General features: G+C 43.1%; 11 protein-coding genes, 2 tRNA genes and 3 rRNA genes. 12 read left to right on the forward strand and 4 right to left on the reverse strand.

Annotation, left to right across the window (positions count from 1 at the left end; translation table 11 throughout):
- Positions 1–174 precede the first annotated feature (174 nt).
- Positions 175–402, forward strand: coding sequence for a hypothetical protein (locus AC4MDD_RS00100; RefSeq protein WP_039890835.1), 228 nt, complete (start codon positions 175–177; stop codon positions 400–402).
- 137 nt (positions 403–539) lie between these two features.
- Here AC4MDD_RS00100 and AC4MDD_RS00105 read toward each other — a convergent pair whose 3' ends face one another.
- Positions 540–1,034 carry a hypothetical protein gene (locus AC4MDD_RS00105; RefSeq protein ID WP_491882147.1) on the reverse strand — a complete coding sequence of 165 codons (495 nt, stop codon included), beginning with the start codon at positions 1,032–1,034 and terminating at the stop codon, positions 540–542.
- Positions 1,035–1,100: 66 nt separating this feature from the next.
- A protein-coding gene (locus AC4MDD_RS00110) for an IS4-like element ISAba1 family transposase (protein ID WP_100607965.1) occupies positions 1,101–2,191 on the reverse strand; the annotation gives its coding sequence in 2 pieces (ribosomal slippage) (positions 1,101–1,651 and positions 1,651–2,191; 1,092 coding nt in all).
- Between the two features lie 284 nt (positions 2,192–2,475).
- Between AC4MDD_RS00110 and AC4MDD_RS00115 the strand changes: the two genes are divergently transcribed.
- On the forward strand, positions 2,476–3,549 hold the full coding sequence (locus tag AC4MDD_RS00115; RefSeq protein ID WP_126034728.1) for an alpha/beta hydrolase: 1,074 nt from the start codon (positions 2,476–2,478) through the stop codon (positions 3,547–3,549).
- A 47-nt stretch (positions 3,550–3,596) separates the two neighbouring features.
- Here AC4MDD_RS00115 and AC4MDD_RS00120 read toward each other — a convergent pair whose 3' ends face one another.
- Positions 3,597–4,265, reverse strand: a complete 669-nt coding sequence (locus AC4MDD_RS00120) for an acetoacetate decarboxylase family protein (protein ID WP_005401739.1) — start codon at positions 4,263–4,265, stop codon at positions 3,597–3,599.
- Between the two features lie 192 nt (positions 4,266–4,457).
- Between AC4MDD_RS00120 and AC4MDD_RS00125 the strand changes: the two genes are divergently transcribed.
- Positions 4,458–5,723 carry a transposase gene (locus AC4MDD_RS00125; protein WP_491882148.1) on the forward strand — a complete coding sequence of 422 codons (1,266 nt, stop codon included), beginning with the start codon at positions 4,458–4,460 and terminating at the stop codon, positions 5,721–5,723.
- Between the two features lie 17 nt (positions 5,724–5,740).
- Here the strand turns inward: AC4MDD_RS00125 and tnpA are convergent, their stop codons facing one another.
- The gene (gene tnpA / locus AC4MDD_RS00130) at positions 5,741–6,154 is read right to left on the reverse strand and encodes an IS200/IS605 family transposase (RefSeq protein ID WP_279732650.1); all 414 of its coding nucleotides are present in this window, start codon (positions 6,152–6,154) and stop codon (positions 5,741–5,743) included.
- A 20-nt stretch (positions 6,155–6,174) separates the two neighbouring features.
- Between tnpA and AC4MDD_RS00135 the strand changes: the two genes are divergently transcribed.
- From AC4MDD_RS00135 to rrf, 9 genes are all read left to right on the forward strand, one after another.
- Positions 6,175–7,233 (forward strand): RNA-guided endonuclease InsQ/TnpB family protein, encoded by a 1,059-nt coding sequence (locus AC4MDD_RS00135; protein ID WP_058951462.1) that lies wholly within the window; start codon positions 6,175–6,177, stop codon positions 7,231–7,233.
- 122 nt (positions 7,234–7,355) lie between these two features.
- Positions 7,356–8,630 (forward strand): transposase, encoded by a 1,275-nt coding sequence (locus AC4MDD_RS00140; protein ID WP_491882149.1) that lies wholly within the window; start codon positions 7,356–7,358, stop codon positions 8,628–8,630.
- A gap of 84 nt (positions 8,631–8,714) precedes the next feature.
- Positions 8,715–9,743, forward strand: coding sequence for an IS701 family transposase (locus tag AC4MDD_RS00145; RefSeq protein ID WP_007116247.1), 1,029 nt, complete (start codon positions 8,715–8,717; stop codon positions 9,741–9,743).
- A 43-nt stretch (positions 9,744–9,786) separates the two neighbouring features.
- Positions 9,787–10,356 (forward strand): peptidylprolyl isomerase, encoded by a 570-nt coding sequence (locus AC4MDD_RS00150; protein ID WP_005402030.1) that lies wholly within the window; start codon positions 9,787–9,789, stop codon positions 10,354–10,356.
- Between the two features lie 427 nt (positions 10,357–10,783).
- A 16S ribosomal RNA gene (locus AC4MDD_RS00155) occupies positions 10,784–12,321 on the forward strand.
- 61 nt (positions 12,322–12,382) lie between these two features.
- A tRNA-Ile gene (locus AC4MDD_RS00160) sits at positions 12,383–12,459 on the forward strand.
- 68 nt (positions 12,460–12,527) lie between these two features.
- Positions 12,528–12,603: transfer RNA gene (locus tag AC4MDD_RS00165), tRNA-Ala, on the forward strand.
- 349 nt (positions 12,604–12,952) lie between these two features.
- Positions 12,953–15,846 (forward strand): 23S ribosomal RNA (locus tag AC4MDD_RS00170).
- Between the two features lie 175 nt (positions 15,847–16,021).
- Positions 16,022–16,136 (forward strand): 5S ribosomal RNA (gene rrf, locus AC4MDD_RS00175).
- The 16S, 23S and 5S rRNA genes sit together here with 2 tRNA genes alongside, the layout of an rRNA operon.
- Positions 16,137–16,431 lie beyond the last annotated feature (295 nt).

Raw genomic sequence — 16,431 nt, forward strand, 5'->3', positions numbered from 1 at the left:
GAGATGTAGTGCTAAGGCGGCATTTGTGCGCAATTAATAAAAAATTGCACAAGTTGTACTCGAGTCTGCAAAAACTACAACTCAGCACGTGTGTAAAAGTTTTCGGATTTGACAAAGATAGGCAGGGTAAAGTTTGGCTTTGCTATTTTGTATGACGTAAAAGGAAATGAAAGAATGTTAAATAAGAAAACTGCATTATTGTCTCTAGCGCTTTTAGGTTCAGCATTTGCCATTGTGGGCTGTAGCTCAAATGAAACCAATACAGCGCCTGAGTCCGCTCAAGTGACCACTGCACCGGATGCAACAGCAACCGTTGAGGGGAGTGCTGGAGTCGAGGTTCAAGCAGATCCTGCGGCTCAGATTGAACCCATCCAATCTACACCTGCGACAACACAACAATAAAGCTTAAAAGAGAACTTCTCTTACATTCGCTTTGTTAAAGACCTTCACAGGATGCCGTGAAGGTCTTTTTTTTAAGGGTAAATAATTAGAAGCTGTTCAGCCGTGTTATTTCATCAGTCTGATGTACGATGACGATTTTATCGTTCTTGACGTGAGTTATCCCAACCTTTGTTTTTATCGCGGCGTTGATCATCGGGACGTTGCTTACGATCCTTATGGGATTGTTTGCGTCGATCTTCAGTCCGTTGACGCTCTTGCTCACGACGTTTGCGTTCGGCATTTTGTCGTTGCTGACGCTCAGCATCATAACGTTTACGTTCTTGGTTTAATCGCTCTTGATCACGCTTTTTCTGTTGCCAGTCGTGATGACGTTGGTTAGCGATCCGTTTGCGCTCAGCTTCAATACGTTGCCGTTCTTGTTCGCGGTTTTGGCGTTCCCATTCAGCATGTCTTTGGCGGTTTCGGTCTGCCTCGCGACGTTCGCGTTCGATACGGTTTTGTCGTTGTTGGTATTCCCAACGTTGGCGGTCTCGTTCACGTTCATAGCGATCATGTTGGTCGTAGCGTCGATCATCATAATCATAGCGGTGGTCGTAGCGTCCGTCATAATAGCCATCCTCGGGAAAAGCCACACAACCAACAAACAAGGTGCTGATGAGCGAGAGGAATATTATTTTTTTCTCTGTACACGACAAATTTCACAGAACCCTTATCCTATCAGGATTCTGCCTTCTTAAAATTGCCAAAATTTCCTTAAACTCTTCTTTTTTCCCAAAACCAATTAAACGCTGAATCGCCATTTGAACATAGTCTAAACCATAGCGAAATAAACTCATTGAGAGTCGTCCATGCTTCTTTATTTTTATCGCTTTTTTTTGATCATGTTGCCATTCACCCGTTAAGTAACACCAACAGAAGCTTATAGCTAACACCGCAATCAATTTTTTCACTCGTCTAGGGTCTGTCAAGCGCGTATTTTCAAGATTAAACCCGCGTCCTTTGAGACAACTGAATAAGGTTTCAATTTCCCAGCGTAATGCATAATCCTGAATAGCATTGGCATTAAACTGAGGAGAAACGACGAGTAAAAGCTCTCCATTTTCTAACTGTAGTGCACTTATATATAGTTTCACCCGACCAACCAAAATCCGTCGTTTACGACATTCAATTTGACCAACTTTAAGATGGCGAAATAAATCACTAATTTTATGATTCTTTCCTAAATGATTGGTGACAATGAAGTTTTTTTAACACGAATGCAGAAGTTGATGTCTTGTTCAATTAACCATGTAAACCACTGCTCACCGATAAACTCTCTGTCTGCGAACACATTCACAATACGGTCTTTACCAAAAATGGCTATAAAGCGTTGAATCAAAGCAATGCGCTCTTTCGTATCTGAATTTCCACGTTTATTAAGCAATGTCCAAAGGATAGGTATCGCTATTCCACGATAAACGATTGCGAGCATCAGGATATTAATATTTCGTTTTCCCCATTTCCAATTGGTTCTATCTAAAGTCAGTTGCACTTGGTCGAATGAAAACATATTGAAAATCAACTGAGAAATTTGACGATAATCAAAATACTGACCTGCAAAGAAGCGCTGCATACGTCGATAAAATGATTGTGGTAAGCACTTGATGGGCAAGGCTTTAGATGCAGAAGAAAGATTACATGTTTGCTTTAAAATAATCACAAGCATGATGAGCGCAAAGCACTTTAAATGTGACTTGTTCCATTTTAGAGATTTGTTTAAGATAAGATATAACTCATTGAGATGTATCATAGTATTCGTCGTTAGAAAACAATTATTGTGACATTATTTCAATGAGTTATCTATTTTTGTCGTGTACAGAGTATTTTTTTAGTCATGGCATGTCTCCTTCATAAAACGGAGTAGCAAAACACTCCTAAATCGGCATAAAAATTGTCAATGACAAGCTCTGAAAAGAAGATTAGCGTATAGGGCGTATTGCTATGTATCTTGATGTGAAGACTTATATAAGAGAATGGTCACATAAGTGATGATCATGTAGAGAATATGAAGAACGATAAAAGGATATTATTGATATGGGCGTGTTGAATCAAACTTTACAACAATGGATGGAACAAGGCCAAGGCACTGCGGCACGTATGATTGATCGCTTACCGACAGTAGCACAAGAAGGCCTGGTGAAAGCACTAGGTTATCCTCACCAGTTTGAACAACTGGACCCCTTTATTAAATGCTTAATGGCGGCTCAATATAAGCAAGGCAAATCGGGCTTTATTTTTGAAGACTACCACCGTTCGCGTAAATTGTTTGATCATCAAATTCAAATGTTGACCGCCAAACCCAGCACGGTAAAACAAGTGGAGGATTTACGTCTACCTTTACAAAGTGGAACTGTGTTTGCGCGGCATTATCATCCTGCACCGAATAAGAAACTTCCGATGCTGGTGTTTTATCATGGCGGCGGCTTCGTGGTCGGCAGTCTCGACAGTCATGATGAAGTCTGTCGCTTACTGGCGATCCATGCCAAAGTGCAGGTGCTCAGTATTGATTATCCTTTGGCGCCAGAAGTTGGCCCGAATTTATTAATTCAATCTTGTGAAGATGCTTTGGCTTGGGTCTATCAAAACCGTCGTCAGTTCAAAATTTTGAAAAATCGAATTGCGGTGGCTGGCGATAGTGCCGGTGGTAATATCAGTGCCGTGGTGGCGCAGCGAACTGCTGCAAAAGCTTATGCGCCAAGTGCACAACTGTTAATTTACCCCGTGGTCGATTTCAAAAGTCGCCATCCATCGTTCTTTGCTTATAAAGATGGACTGACCTTAACGGGGCAAGATGTCGATAGAGTGACGTCGTTGTATGCTGAACAACATCAGGTAGCACTGGATGATCCTATTGTTTCGCCGACTTATGGTGTATTAAAAAGTGTCGCACCCGCTTTTGTCATCACCGCAGGTCATGATTTATTGCATGATGAAGGTGAAATTTATGCCATCAAATTAAAGCAGCAGAGCAATAAGGTTTATTATCAGAATTATCTAGATCAACCCCATGGGTTTGTGAACTTCACCATCATTTCTCGTCGGGCAAAAAAAATTACCATAGAAATGGCAAAGAATTTTAGAAAATTTTGGGATAAGAATGCCAAATAAAAAAGCATGGATTTTAAAAAGAATGTTTCACGTGGAACATTCTTTTTTTATTTAGGGCGGATTTTGGCTTCTGGAAAAACGAGCTGAAAACTCGGGACATAAAAACTTTGTAGAGCCTTGGCTTGGCCAAAGTCTGGGAAGAGGGTGGTATGGTTTTGCCATTCAAATTTTTTCAGTTTTATTAGCTTTGCGCGAAACTGTGGAGAAAACTCATAGCGTTGACCTTGCCATGCTTGTTGTATTTTGAGCATGGAACGTGGAATGTGATGACTATTAATATAAAACGGACGTGCCTTTTTGCATTGGGTGAGTGTTAAACACAGGGTTTGGTCTTGAGTGCTGAGTTGACATTGTGTTGTTTCGTGCTGCGTATGCCAGTCAAACTGAGCGAACTCTTTCGGAATGCCCCAAAGTTGTTGACCATGTTCAACTGAAATCTGTGTAGACACATAAATTTTAGGAATCGAGCTTAATCGCCGTTTGCTCAGTAAAGGGTGGTCGAGCAAAAGCAGTTCATCATAAGGTCCAACAGGGGATTGATGATAACGCACCAACATGACTTGAACCACACGACCAATCGGGGACGGGGCGATACGAAACGCTTTATATTGTCGGATAAATTGCGGACTGATCCAATAATTCAAAATAAAGGCTTCACCTTGTAAATGCCAAGGTGGAAATTGACTCAATTGAGACAGGGCTAAAGCTTCATTCATCGTTATTCTCGTTTTCTTAGAAGAAGTAGTGTTTTATTTATCCATTGGAGCGTAAAACCTCGGGGTTTAGCCCATAGGTATCTACACAATTTCCGAGCTTTGCGTTAAATTGAAGAGCATGCTCTTCAATTTAACATCTCTGGTCTGGATCAGCGTCTTGTCAAACGTTATAACAGCCTTGTAAAACTCAATATGAATCCTCTTGCTTCACTTGCTCCCGCAATCAAAGACCTGGCCTCTACCCAAAAGTCGAGTTTCTCAACTACACAGGCTGTTTGGCGATTCCTGAATAATAATAAAATCTCTTTTAGTCAATTAAACCAGCCGATTAAGCTTCTTGCATGCGAACAGATCAAGACATCACCGCATCAGTATGCATTAATCGTTCATGACTGGTCTCAACTGCAGTATGTGAAGCACAGTCATAAGGTTCGGCGTCTTCAAAGAACAGAGGCGAATTCAGGCTATGAATTGCAAAGCAGTTTACTTGTCGATGCGTCATCAGGGCTCCCAATTGCGCCATTAGCTCAGACGCTAACAGATGCATCCGGCTGTTATTCCACATTCAGTGAACAATACAGCGAGCGCAAGTCCCATTTGGACTCACTCGCAGAACAAATCAAAACGATTGAACAGTATCCGATTGAGAAAACAAAAGTCCATATCATTGACCGTGAAGGAGACTCGATTGCCCACTTGAGGGAAATCAGCAGCCATGGTTTCAAATGGTTGATTCGGGCCAAAGAAAGCCATCGGATTGAGCATCAAGGGGAAACCTACAAAGTTGCAGAAGTCGCAGAAAAAGTAGTAACTCAGCAAGTTAAGCCGATTGCTTATAAAGGAAACAGGCATATGCTGCATGTTGGAGAAACCGATATTCGGATAACGCGTGCAGCAAAACCGAAGAGAAAAGATGATTTAGGCCAACGGGTTGCTCCCCAGCCAGGCAAGGCAGTTACAGCCAGATTAATTGTTGCTGTGGTGAAAGATGCTCAAGGTAAAACAGTCGCGAGATGGTCGCTGATCAGCAATGTTTCTTCAGAGATTGATGCGGTAGAATTAACCACCTGGTATTACTGGCGCTGGACAATTGAGTGCTATTTCAAGCTTCTGAAGCAGGCAGGCCATGACGTTGAATCATGGCTTCAGACCACACCTGCAGCGATTTTAAGACGGCTCCTGATCAGCAGTATGGCGTGTGTACTGACTTGGCGAATACAGCGTTCTGAAGATGAACAAAATCAGAAAATTCGTATATTTCTGGCCCGTCTTTCAGGCCGACAGCAGAAGAGAGGTAAGTTGGAAAGTGCACCTGCAATATTGGCAGGACTTTCGATTTTACTGAACACTCTTCAACTGCTCTCAGAATATTCAATAGATGAACTGAATGAAATCGCAACAATTGCATTAGGTACATCAAGATGTGTAGATACCTATGGGTTTAGCCCGAGGATATAAGCGAGTGGCGTAAGCCATTAATGCGGTGTTTGCTGTTGTTGAATATATTGTTTAACAATTCCAATTGGCGCACCGCCACATGAAGCAGCGAAGTAACTAGGCGACCACAAAGCACTGCCCCATAGCTTGTTTTTAATTTCAGGGTGTTTGGTTCTTACAATGCGACTTGAAGCACCCTTTAAACTATTCACTAAGCTAGAAATTGCTATTTTAGGTGGATAATTCACAAGCAAATGAACATGATCGTGTTCACCATCAAACTCTACCAACTCGGTTTCAAAGTCTAAGCAGATACGCTCAAACACTTCACGCATTGTTTCAAGCATTGCTTTGGTAAAAACATCTCTACGGTATTTAGCCACAAAGACTAAATGTACATGCATATTAAAAACACAGTGGCGACCTGTTCTAATCTCTTGACTATTGCTCATAGACCAAATATATTTTAATCATGAAAACACTTAAATTACGCATAAAAGACAAACATTACAAGGTACTAGACCAACTCGCATTGGAAGTAAATTTTGTTTGGAATTATGTGAATGATTTAGGATTTAAACATCTAAAAAGAAAAGGTGAATTTCTTTCAGCTTACGATATTGCTAAATACACGAAAGGCACATCTAAAGAATGCAATCTGCATAGTCAAACTGTTCAAGCGATAACAGAAGAATTGGTTACTCGAAGAAAGCAGTTTAAAAAAGCAAAGCTAAAATGGCGGGTGAGTAATAAGAAGTCTGCAAGACGTTCTTTGGGTTGGATACCGTTCAAAAAGGTTGCAATCAAATATGCTGATGGCTACGTGCAGTATGGCAAGCATCAATTCAAGCTATGGGATAGCTATGGACTATCAAAATACAACGTCAAAACAGGCTCATTTGTAGAAGACAGTCGTGGACGTTGGTATGTTTGTTTAGTTGTTGATAAGACAAAACAAGTTAAATCAAAGGGTAATACCTCAATCGGTATAGATTTGGGCTTAAAAGACCTTGCAACCTGTTCAGATGGCGTAAAGCTCAAAGCCCCTCAAATCTATCGGCAATACGAACAAAAACTTGGCATTGCTCAACGTGCTAGAAATAAAAAGCGTGTTAAAGCGATTCATGCCAAGATTAGAAACATACGTCAAAATACGCTACATCAATTCAGTCATAAATTGGTGAATAAACATGCAGCCATCTTCGTTGGTAATGTGAATGCAAAGGCATTAGCACGGACTAAACTAGCGAAGTCTGTATTAGATGCAAGTTGGACAACACTTAGAACCATGCTCAAGTATAAATGCGAGAACGCAAGTGTATGGTATAAAGAAGTCAATGAAGCCTATACCACCCAAACTTGTTCGAGCTGTGGCTCACGCTGTAGTAGTCCGAAAGGTAGAACGGGACTTGGAATAAGAGAATGGCAGTGCATGGAATGCGGTACATTCCATGATAGGGATATAAATTCCGCACTGAATATTCTTGCGCTCGGACATGAGCGTCTAGCAGTAGGAATCCCCGTCCTTTAGCCCATAGGTATCTACACAATTTCCGAGCTTTGCGTTAAATTGAAGAGCATGCTCTTCAATTTAACATCTCTGGTCTGGATCAGCGTCTTGTCAAACGTTATAACAGCCTTGTAAAACTCAATATGAATCCTCTTGCTTCACTTGCTCCCGCAATCAAAGACCTGGCCTCTACCCAAAAGTCGAGTTTCTCAACTACACAGGCTGTTTGGCGATTCCTGAATAATAATAAAATCTCTTTTAGTCAATTAAACCAGCCGATTAAGCTTCTTGCATGCGAACAGATCAAGACATCACCGCATCAGTATGCATTAATCGTTCATGACTGGTCTCAACTGCAGTATGTGAAGCACAGTCATAAGGTTCGGCGTCTTCAAAGAACAGAGGCGAATTCAGGCTATGAATTGCAAAGCAGTTTACTTGTCGATGCGTCATCAGGGCTCCCAATTGCGCCATTAGCTCAGACGCTAACAGATGCATCCGGCTGTTATTCCACATTCAGTGAACAATACAGCGAGCGCAAGTCCCATTTGGACTCACTCGCAGAACAAATCAAAACGATTGAACAGTATCCGATTGAGAAAACAAAAGTCCATATCATTGACCGTGAAGGAGACTCGATTGCCCACTTGAGGGAAATCAGCAGCCATGGTTTCAAATGGTTGATTCGGGCCAAAGAAAGCCATCGGATTGAGCATCAAGGGGAAACCTACAAAGTTGCAGAAGTCGCAGAAAAAGTAGTAACTCAGCAAGTTAAGCCGATTGCTTATAAAGGAAACAGGCATATGCTGCATGTTGGAGAAACCGATATTCGGATAACGCGTGCAGCAAAACCGAAGAGAAAAGATGATTTAGGCCAACGGGTTGCTCCCCAGCCAGGCAAGGCAGTTACAGCCAGATTAATTGTTGCTGTGGTGAAAGATGCTCAAGGTAAAACAGTCGCGAGATGGTCGCTGATCAGCAATGTTTCTTCAGAGATTGATGCGGTAGAATTAACCACCTGGTATTACTGGCGCTGGACAATTGAGTGCTATTTCAAGCTTCTGAAGCAGGCAGGCCATGACGTTGAATCATGGCTTCAGACCACACCTGCAGCGATTTTAAGACGGCTCCTGATCAGCAGTATGGCGTGTGTACTGACTTGGCGAATACAGCGTTCTGAAGATGAACAAAATCAGAAAATTCGTATATTTCTGGCCCGTCTTTCAGGCCGACAGCAGAAGAGAGGTAAGTTGGAAAGTGCACCTGCAATATTGGCAGGACTTTCGATTTTACTGAACACTCTTCAACTGCTCTCAGAATATTCAATAGATGAACTGAATGAAATCGCAACAATTGCATTAGGTACATCAAGATGTGTAGATACCTATGCCTTTAGGTCGCGGAGGATGTCAAACTGAACGATTAATATACCGAAATCTAATAACATAGGACTTACGCATTGACGGATTCAAAAAAGTATTAAAATACTTTATAAAGTATCTGTGATCAGACGAATTAAACATGCTTCTACAGCAACTTGTACATTACCCATTTATATGGGCTTTCTCATGACAGAACCGAACTCTATTAGCTGCACACAACTTGCCGAGACTTATAACATCTCGCATGATAGTGTAAATCGCTTTCTAGAACGTGAAGACTACACACCTCACGACCTATATCAAGAAGCAATTCAACATATTGATAATAATAAACTTATAGTCAGTATTGATGATACTGTTTTAGATAAACCCTATAGTCAACATATGGACTTGGTTAGCTATTTTTGGTCAGGCAAACACCACCGATCCGTCAAGGGTATTAATCTCATTACCTTGTATGCGACAGATCAGAATGGTCAAAATATTCCAATTAATTTCCGAATTTATGACAAATCTGAAAGTAAAACCAAGAATGATTACTTTATGGATATGTTAAGTGAAGTACTCAGTTGGGGTGCAAAGATTCAATTTATTACAGGTGATAGTTGGTATTCATCGACTGGAAATCTAAAAACCATAAGAAAATATGGTATTCGATTTATGTTTGGTATCGACTGTAACCGTAAGGTTTCCCCAGAAAAAGGACAATGGTTTCAACTGCGTTTATTGCCAAATTTCCATCAGGGTCAAGTGGTCTGGCTCAAAGATTTTGGCTTTGTACAATTATTTAAGACTCAGTTAAAAGAACAGCAGAGGTTTTATATTGTGCATCAAGATGAAGATGATTTATTGTCCTTTGAGGGTTTTCATGAATTACATTCAAGTCATTGGAAAATAGAGCAATATCACCGGGTGATTAAACAGGTTTGTCATATTGAAAAGTTTCAAGTAAGACGATCTAAACTGATTTTGAATCATATTTTTTCAGCCTTGATGGCCTACGTCGAGATACAAAAGAACCAGTTTGAGCGGATCTTTGAAAATGTATATCGTTGGCAGAAGAAATTATTTAGACCAGTTATCAAAAACTTCATTGATGACTTTATTCTCGATAAAAATCATCTGCTACCACAGAGAATCTATAAATAATAGTGCGTAAGTCCTATAACATCTGAATGCTGTGAGTAAAGAAATGTTAAAGAAGAGTTTAGTTGCAGTGGCGGCTACATGTATGAGTATGGCGGTCATGGCAAATAACACGATTGTTGAAATGAAAACATCAATGGGCAACATAGAAATTGAACTGTTTAATGATAAAGCACCTATCTCAGCAAAAAACTTTGAAGACTATACGAAAGCTAAGTTTTATAACGGCACGATCTTTCATCGCGTCATTCCGGGTTTCATGGTACAAGGCGGGGGTATGACTGCGGACCTTGTAGAAAAGCCAACTCGACCAGCCATTCAAAATGAATCAAGCAATGGTCTATCTAATAAACGTGGCACTTTGGCGATGGCACGAACCAACCTACCGCATTCTGCAACCAGTCAGTTCTTTATTAATGTGGTGGATAATAACTTTCTAGATAGAAGTACCAATAACGCAGGTTATGCGGTTTTTGGTCAGGTCACTAAAGGTATGGATGTGGTGGATAAGATCACTAAAGTACCGACAGGACGTGCAGGGCCACATCAAGATGTACCGAAACAACCTGTTAAAATTCTCAGTGTGAATATTAAAGCAGCAGCAGTGCAAAAGTAATGAAAAAAGAGAGCAGAAATATTAAATTTATATTTCTGCTTTAAAATTATTAGGTTAGGTGTGTGACTGCATGTTTTTGAACCTTTTTAGTGCATAAAAATACAACACCCGATAAAACAACCAGTTAAAAGCACTTGCAAAGCTTTAGAAATCCTCTAGAATGCACCCCATACCGACGAGATAGACGGAAACGAACGAAGCACGAAGTGCTGAGTTGTTAAGTATATTGAGTCCAGCTTCTAGCACTGACGAGGTGTTAGAAAGATCATTAAGAGATTATGAAGAACAACTTGTGTGGATTTTTACTGATTGATCGATCGAAAATATTTCATTGATTGATGGTAGAAATTACTCGAAGTTTATTTGAGAAATATTTGTCAGAAAATTGATGAGCCAAGATTTGTAGCCATAAGCTACTAATGATTTTTAACTGAAGAGTTTGATCATGGCTCAGATTGAACGCTGGCGGCAGGCTTAACACATGCAAGTCGAGCGGGGAGATGTAGCTTGCTACATTACCTAGCGGCGGACGGGTGAGTAATGCTTAGGAATCTGCCTATTAGTGGGGGACAACATTCCGAAAGGAATGCTAATACCGCATACGCCCTACGGGGGAAAGCAGGGGATCTTCGGACCTTGCGCTAATAGATGAGCCTAAGTCAGATTAGCTAGTTGGTGGGGTAAAGGCCTACCAAGGCGACGATCTGTAGCGGGTCTGAGAGGATGATCCGCCACACTGGGACTGAGACACGGCCCAGACTCCTACGGGAGGCAGCAGTGGGGAATATTGGACAATGGGCGCAAGCCTGATCCAGCCATGCCGCGTGTGTGAAGAAGGCCTTTTGGTTGTAAAGCACTTTAAGCGAGGAGGAGGCTACTTGGATTAATACTCTGAGATAGTGGACGTTACTCGCAGAATAAGCACCGGCTAACTCTGTGCCAGCAGCCGCGGTAATACAGAGGGTGCGAGCGTTAATCGGATTTACTGGGCGTAAAGCGTGCGTAGGCGGCTTTTTAAGTCGGATGTGAAATCCCTGAGCTTAACTTAGGAATTGCATTCGATACTGGGAAGCTAGAGTATGGGAGAGGATGGTAGAATTCCAGGTGTAGCGGTGAAATGCGTAGAGATCTGGAGGAATACCGATGGCGAAGGCAGCCATCTGGCCTAATACTGACGCTGAGGTACGAAAGCATGGGGAGCAAACAGGATTAGATACCCTGGTAGTCCATGCCGTAAACGATGTCTACTAGCCGTTGGGGCCTTTGAGGCTTTAGTGGCGCAGCTAACGCGATAAGTAGACCGCCTGGGGAGTACGGTCGCAAGACTAAAACTCAAATGAATTGACGGGGGCCCGCACAAGCGGTGGAGCATGTGGTTTAATTCGATGCAACGCGAAGAACCTTACCTGGTCTTGACATAGTAAGAACTTTCCAGAGATGGATTGGTGCCTTCGGGAACTTACATACAGGTGCTGCATGGCTGTCGTCAGCTCGTGTCGTGAGATGTTGGGTTAAGTCCCGCAACGAGCGCAACCCTTTTCCTTATTTGCCAGCGGGTTAAGCCGGGAACTTTAAGGATACTGCCAGTGACAAACTGGAGGAAGGCGGGGACGACGTCAAGTCATCATGGCCCTTACGACCAGGGCTACACACGTGCTACAATGGTCGGTACAAAGGGTTGCTACCTAGCGATAGGATGCTAATCTCAAAAAGCCGATCGTAGTCCGGATTGGAGTCTGCAACTCGACTCCATGAAGTCGGAATCGCTAGTAATCGCGGATCAGAATGCCGCGGTGAATACGTTCCCGGGCCTTGTACACACCGCCCGTCACACCATGGGAATTTGTTGCACCAGAAGTAGGTAGTCTAACCGCAAGGAGGACGCTTACCACGGTGTGGCCGATGACTGGGGTGAAGTCGTAACAAGGTAGCCGTAGGGGAACCTGCGGCTGGATCACCTCCTTAACGAAAGATTGACGATTGGTAAGAATCCACAACAAGTTGTTCTTCATGACGATGTATCTGAGGGTCTGTAGCTCAGTTGGTTAGAGCACACGCTTGATAAGCGTGGGGTCACAAGTTCAAGTCTTGTCAGACCCACCAAATCTGACTAACAAGCATTGTTAAATGCTGAATACAGAAAAACAGAGACATTGACTTATTGATAAGCTGGGGACTTAGCTTAGTTGGTAGAGCGCCTGCTTTGCACGCAGGAGGTCAGGAGTTCGACTCTCCTAGTCTCCACCATAGATTATAGAATTTAGTAAGTTGAAGCTTATTAACTTCTGTGATTTATCACAGTTTCCTGACCTGACGAAGGCTGGAAAAATCATTAACAGAATATATTTGAGTTGAAATAATTTGTTCATACTTGTTTTTAAGATCGACATTAACAGTGATTTATTACTAGTTGATGAAGGTTGAAGAAATGAGTTACTAGCGAAATTAACTGAATCAAGCGTTTTGGTATGTGAATTGAATTGAAGCTGTACAGTGTTTAAGTACACAGAGCAACAAACTGTAAGGAAGTGATGAGAAATCATCATAGACTGTCTTAATCCTACTTGTAGGGATTAACGACTGTTTGGGGTTGTATAGTCAAGTAATTAAGTGCATGTGGTGGATGCCTTGGCAGTCAGAGGCGATGAAAGACGTAATAGCCTGCGATAAGCTCCGGGGAGGCGGCAAATATCCTGTGATCCGGAGATTTCTGAATGGGGAAACCCACCTGTCATAAGGCAGGTATCGTATGATGAATACATAGTCATACGAGGCGAACGAGGGGAAGTGAAACATCTCAGTACCCTTAGGAAAAGAAATCAATTGAGATTCCCTCAGTAGCGGCGAGCGAACGGGGAAAAGCCCATTAAGTCATATCAGTTTTAGTGGAATGCTCTGGGAAGTGCAACCATAGTGGGTGATAGTCCTGTACACGAAAGGGCTGATATGATGATGTCGAGTAGGGCGGGGCACGTGAAACCTTGTCTGAATATGGGGGGACCATCCTCCAAGGCTAAATACTCCTGACTGACCGATAGTGAACCAGTACCGTGAGGGAAAGGCGAAAAGAACCCCTGTGAGGGGAGTGAAATAGATCCTGAAACCGCATGCATACAAGCAGTGGGAGCCGACATGTTCGGTGACTGCGTACCTTTTGTATAATGGGTCAGCGACTTACATTCAGTAGCAAGGTTAACCGCATAGGGGAGCCGTAGAGAAATCGAGTCTTAATAGGGCGTTTAGTTGCTGGGTGTAGACCCGAAACCGGGTGATCTATCCATGAGCAGGTTGAAGGTTGGGTAACACTAACTGGAGGACCGAACCCACTGTCGTTGAAAAGCCAGGGGATGACTTGTGGATAGGGGTGAAAGGCTAATCAAACTCGGTGATAGCTGGTTCTCCCCGAAAGCTATTTAGGTAGCGCCTCGGACGAATACCATTGGGGGTAGAGCACTGTTTCGGCTAGGGGGTCATCCCGACTTACCAAACCGATGCAAACTCCGAATACCAATGAGTACTATCCGGGAGACAGACTGCGGGTGCTAACGTCCGTAGTCAAGAGGAAAACAATCCAGACCGCCAGCTAAGGCCCCAAAATTATAGTTAAGTGGGAAACGATGTGGGAAGGCATAGACAGCTAGGAGGTTGGCTTAGAAGCAGCCACCCTTTAAAGAAAGCGTAATAGCTCACTAGTCGAGTCGGCCTGCGCGGAAGATGTAACGGGGCTAAAACTATATGCCGAAGCTGCGGATTTGCAATTTATTGCAAGTGGTAGGGGAGCGTTCTGTAAGCCGATGAAGGTGTATTGAGAAGTATGCTGGAGGTATCAGAAGTGCGAATGCTGACGTGAGTAACGACAATGCGAGTGAAAAACTCGCACGCTGAAAGACCAAGGGTTCCAGTCCAACGTTAATCGGGGCTGGGTGAGTCGACCCCTAAGGCGAGGCCGAGAGGCGTAGTCGATGGGAAATTGGTTAATATTCCAATACTTCTATGTAATGCGATGAGAGGACGGAGAAGGTTAAGTCAGCCTGGCGTTGGTTGTCCAGGTGGAAGGTTGTAGGCATGTATCTTAGGCAAATCCGGGGTACTGTATGCTGAGAACTGATAGCAAGCTGTACTTGTACAGTGAAGTGGCTGATACCATGCTTCCAGGAAAAGTCTCTAAGCTTCAGTTACATAGGAATCGTACCCGAAACCGACACAGGTGGTCAGGTCGAGTAGACCAAAGCGCTTGAGAGAACTCTGCTGAAGGAACTAGGCAAAATGGTACCGTAACTTCGGGAGAAGGTACGCTGCCGACGGTGATAGGATTTACTCCTTGAGCTATTGGCAGCCACAGAAACCAGGCCCCTGCAACTGTTTATTAAAAACATAGCACTCTGCAAACACGAAAGTGGACGTATAGGGTGTGATGCCTGCCCGGTGCTGGAAGGTTAATTGATGGGGTTAGCGTAAGCGAAGCTCTTGATCGAAGCCCCAGTAAACGGCGGCCGTAACTATAACGGTCCTAAGGTAGCGAAATTCCTTGTCGGGTAAGTTCCGACCTGCACGAATGGCATAATGATGGGGGCGCTGTCTCCAGCAGAGACTCAGTGAAATCGAATTCGCCGTGAAGATGCGGTGTACCCGCGGCTAGACGGAAAGACCCCGTGAACCTTTACTGCAGCTTGACATTGAACTTTGATCTTACTTGTGTAGGATAGGTGGGAGGCTTTGAAACCGAGACGCTAGTTTCGGTGGAGCCAATCTTGAAATACCACCCTGGTAATATTGAGGTTCTAACTCTGTCCCGTTATCCGGGACGAGGACCATGTCTGGTGGGTAGTTTGACTGGGGCGGTCTCCTCCTAAAGAGTAACGGAGGAGTACGAAGGTGCGCTCAGCGTGGTCGGAAATCACGCGTAGAGTATAAAGGCAAAAGCGCGCTTAACTGCGAGACCCACAAGTCGAGCAGGTACGAAAGTAGGTCTTAGTGATCCGGTGGTTCTGTATGGAAGGGCCATCGCTCAACGGATAAAAGGTACTCTGGGGATAACAGGCTGATACCGCCCAAGAGTTCATATCGACGGCGGTGTTTGGCACCTCGATGTCGGCTCATCTCATCCTGGGGCTGAAGCAGGTCCCAAGGGTATGGCTGTTCGCCATTTAAAGAGGTACGCGAGCTGGGTTTAGAACGTCGTGAGACAGTTCGGTCCCTATCTACCGTGGGCGTTGGAAATTTGAGAGGATCTGCTCCTAGTACGAGAGGACCAGAGTGGACGAACCTCTGGTGTACCGGTTGTGACGCCAGTCGCATCGCCGGGTAGCTATGTTCGGAAGGGATAACCGCTGAAAGCATCTAAGCGGGAAGCCTACCTCAAGATAAGATTTCCCTAGGACTTTATGTCCTCTAAAGAGCCGTTGAAGACTACGACGTTGATAGGTTGGATGTGGAAGCATAGTGATATGTGAAGCTGACCAATACTAATTGCTCGTGAGGCTTGACTATACAACACCCAAACAGTTGGTGTTGTGGTTCAAATCACTGCAAACAACTTGATTTAGTTATAAAGCTAGATACAATATCCAACTCAAATATACCTGTTAATAACTCATTTGATGAAAGTTAGGCACGAAGAGCACTGCTCTGAGGTTAGACCCAACGAATAGTCATAAACAGTTGTGCTGGCGACAATAGCAAGAGTGAACCACCTGATCCCTTCCCGAACTCAGAAGTGAAACCTCTTAGCGCTGATGGTAGTGTGGAGTTATCCATGTGAGAGTAAGTCATCGCCAGCTCATTAATTCTAAATCCCCCTCCGCTTAATGCAGAGGGGGATTTTTTTATGCAAGGAAGGTTAAATAATAAAAATAAAGAATTATTAAGTGGAAAAGAAGAGAATTAGAGCGGAGAGTACACGCTAAATTATACAAAAATACATTTATATAAATTAAAATTATGTGAAACATCTATTATTTATCAAAGAATTTGATGTAGTGCAAATTATTTTTCGTCATTTTTATACAACTTTAGTCTAGTTTTTCCAAAAAAAGCTGTTTCAATTGTTTTATTTATAGACAAAAACTGAATTAT

Source organism: Acinetobacter sp. CAU_H_29a_1 (assembly GCF_058599505.1).

Coding starts and splice junctions, on each gene's coding strand:
- AC4MDD_RS00100 (WP_039890835.1), top strand. CDS start 175: ATGTTAAATAAGAAAACTGCATTATTGTCTCTAGCGCTTTTAGGTTCA.
- AC4MDD_RS00115 (WP_126034728.1), top strand. CDS start 2,476: ATGGGCGTGTTGAATCAAACTTTACAACAATGGATGGAACAAGGCCAA.
- AC4MDD_RS00120 (WP_005401739.1), bottom strand. CDS start 4,265: ATGAATGAAGCTTTAGCCCTGTCTCAATTGAGTCAATTTCCACCTTGG.
- AC4MDD_RS00125 (WP_491882148.1), top strand. CDS start 4,458: ATGAATCCTCTTGCTTCACTTGCTCCCGCAATCAAAGACCTGGCCTCT.
- tnpA (WP_279732650.1), bottom strand. CDS start 6,154: ATGAGCAATAGTCAAGAGATTAGAACAGGTCGCCACTGTGTTTTTAAT.
- AC4MDD_RS00135 (WP_058951462.1), top strand. CDS start 6,175: ATGAAAACACTTAAATTACGCATAAAAGACAAACATTACAAGGTACTA.
- AC4MDD_RS00140 (WP_491882149.1), top strand. CDS start 7,356: ATGAATCCTCTTGCTTCACTTGCTCCCGCAATCAAAGACCTGGCCTCT.
- AC4MDD_RS00150 (WP_005402030.1), top strand. CDS start 9,787: ATGTTAAAGAAGAGTTTAGTTGCAGTGGCGGCTACATGTATGAGTATG.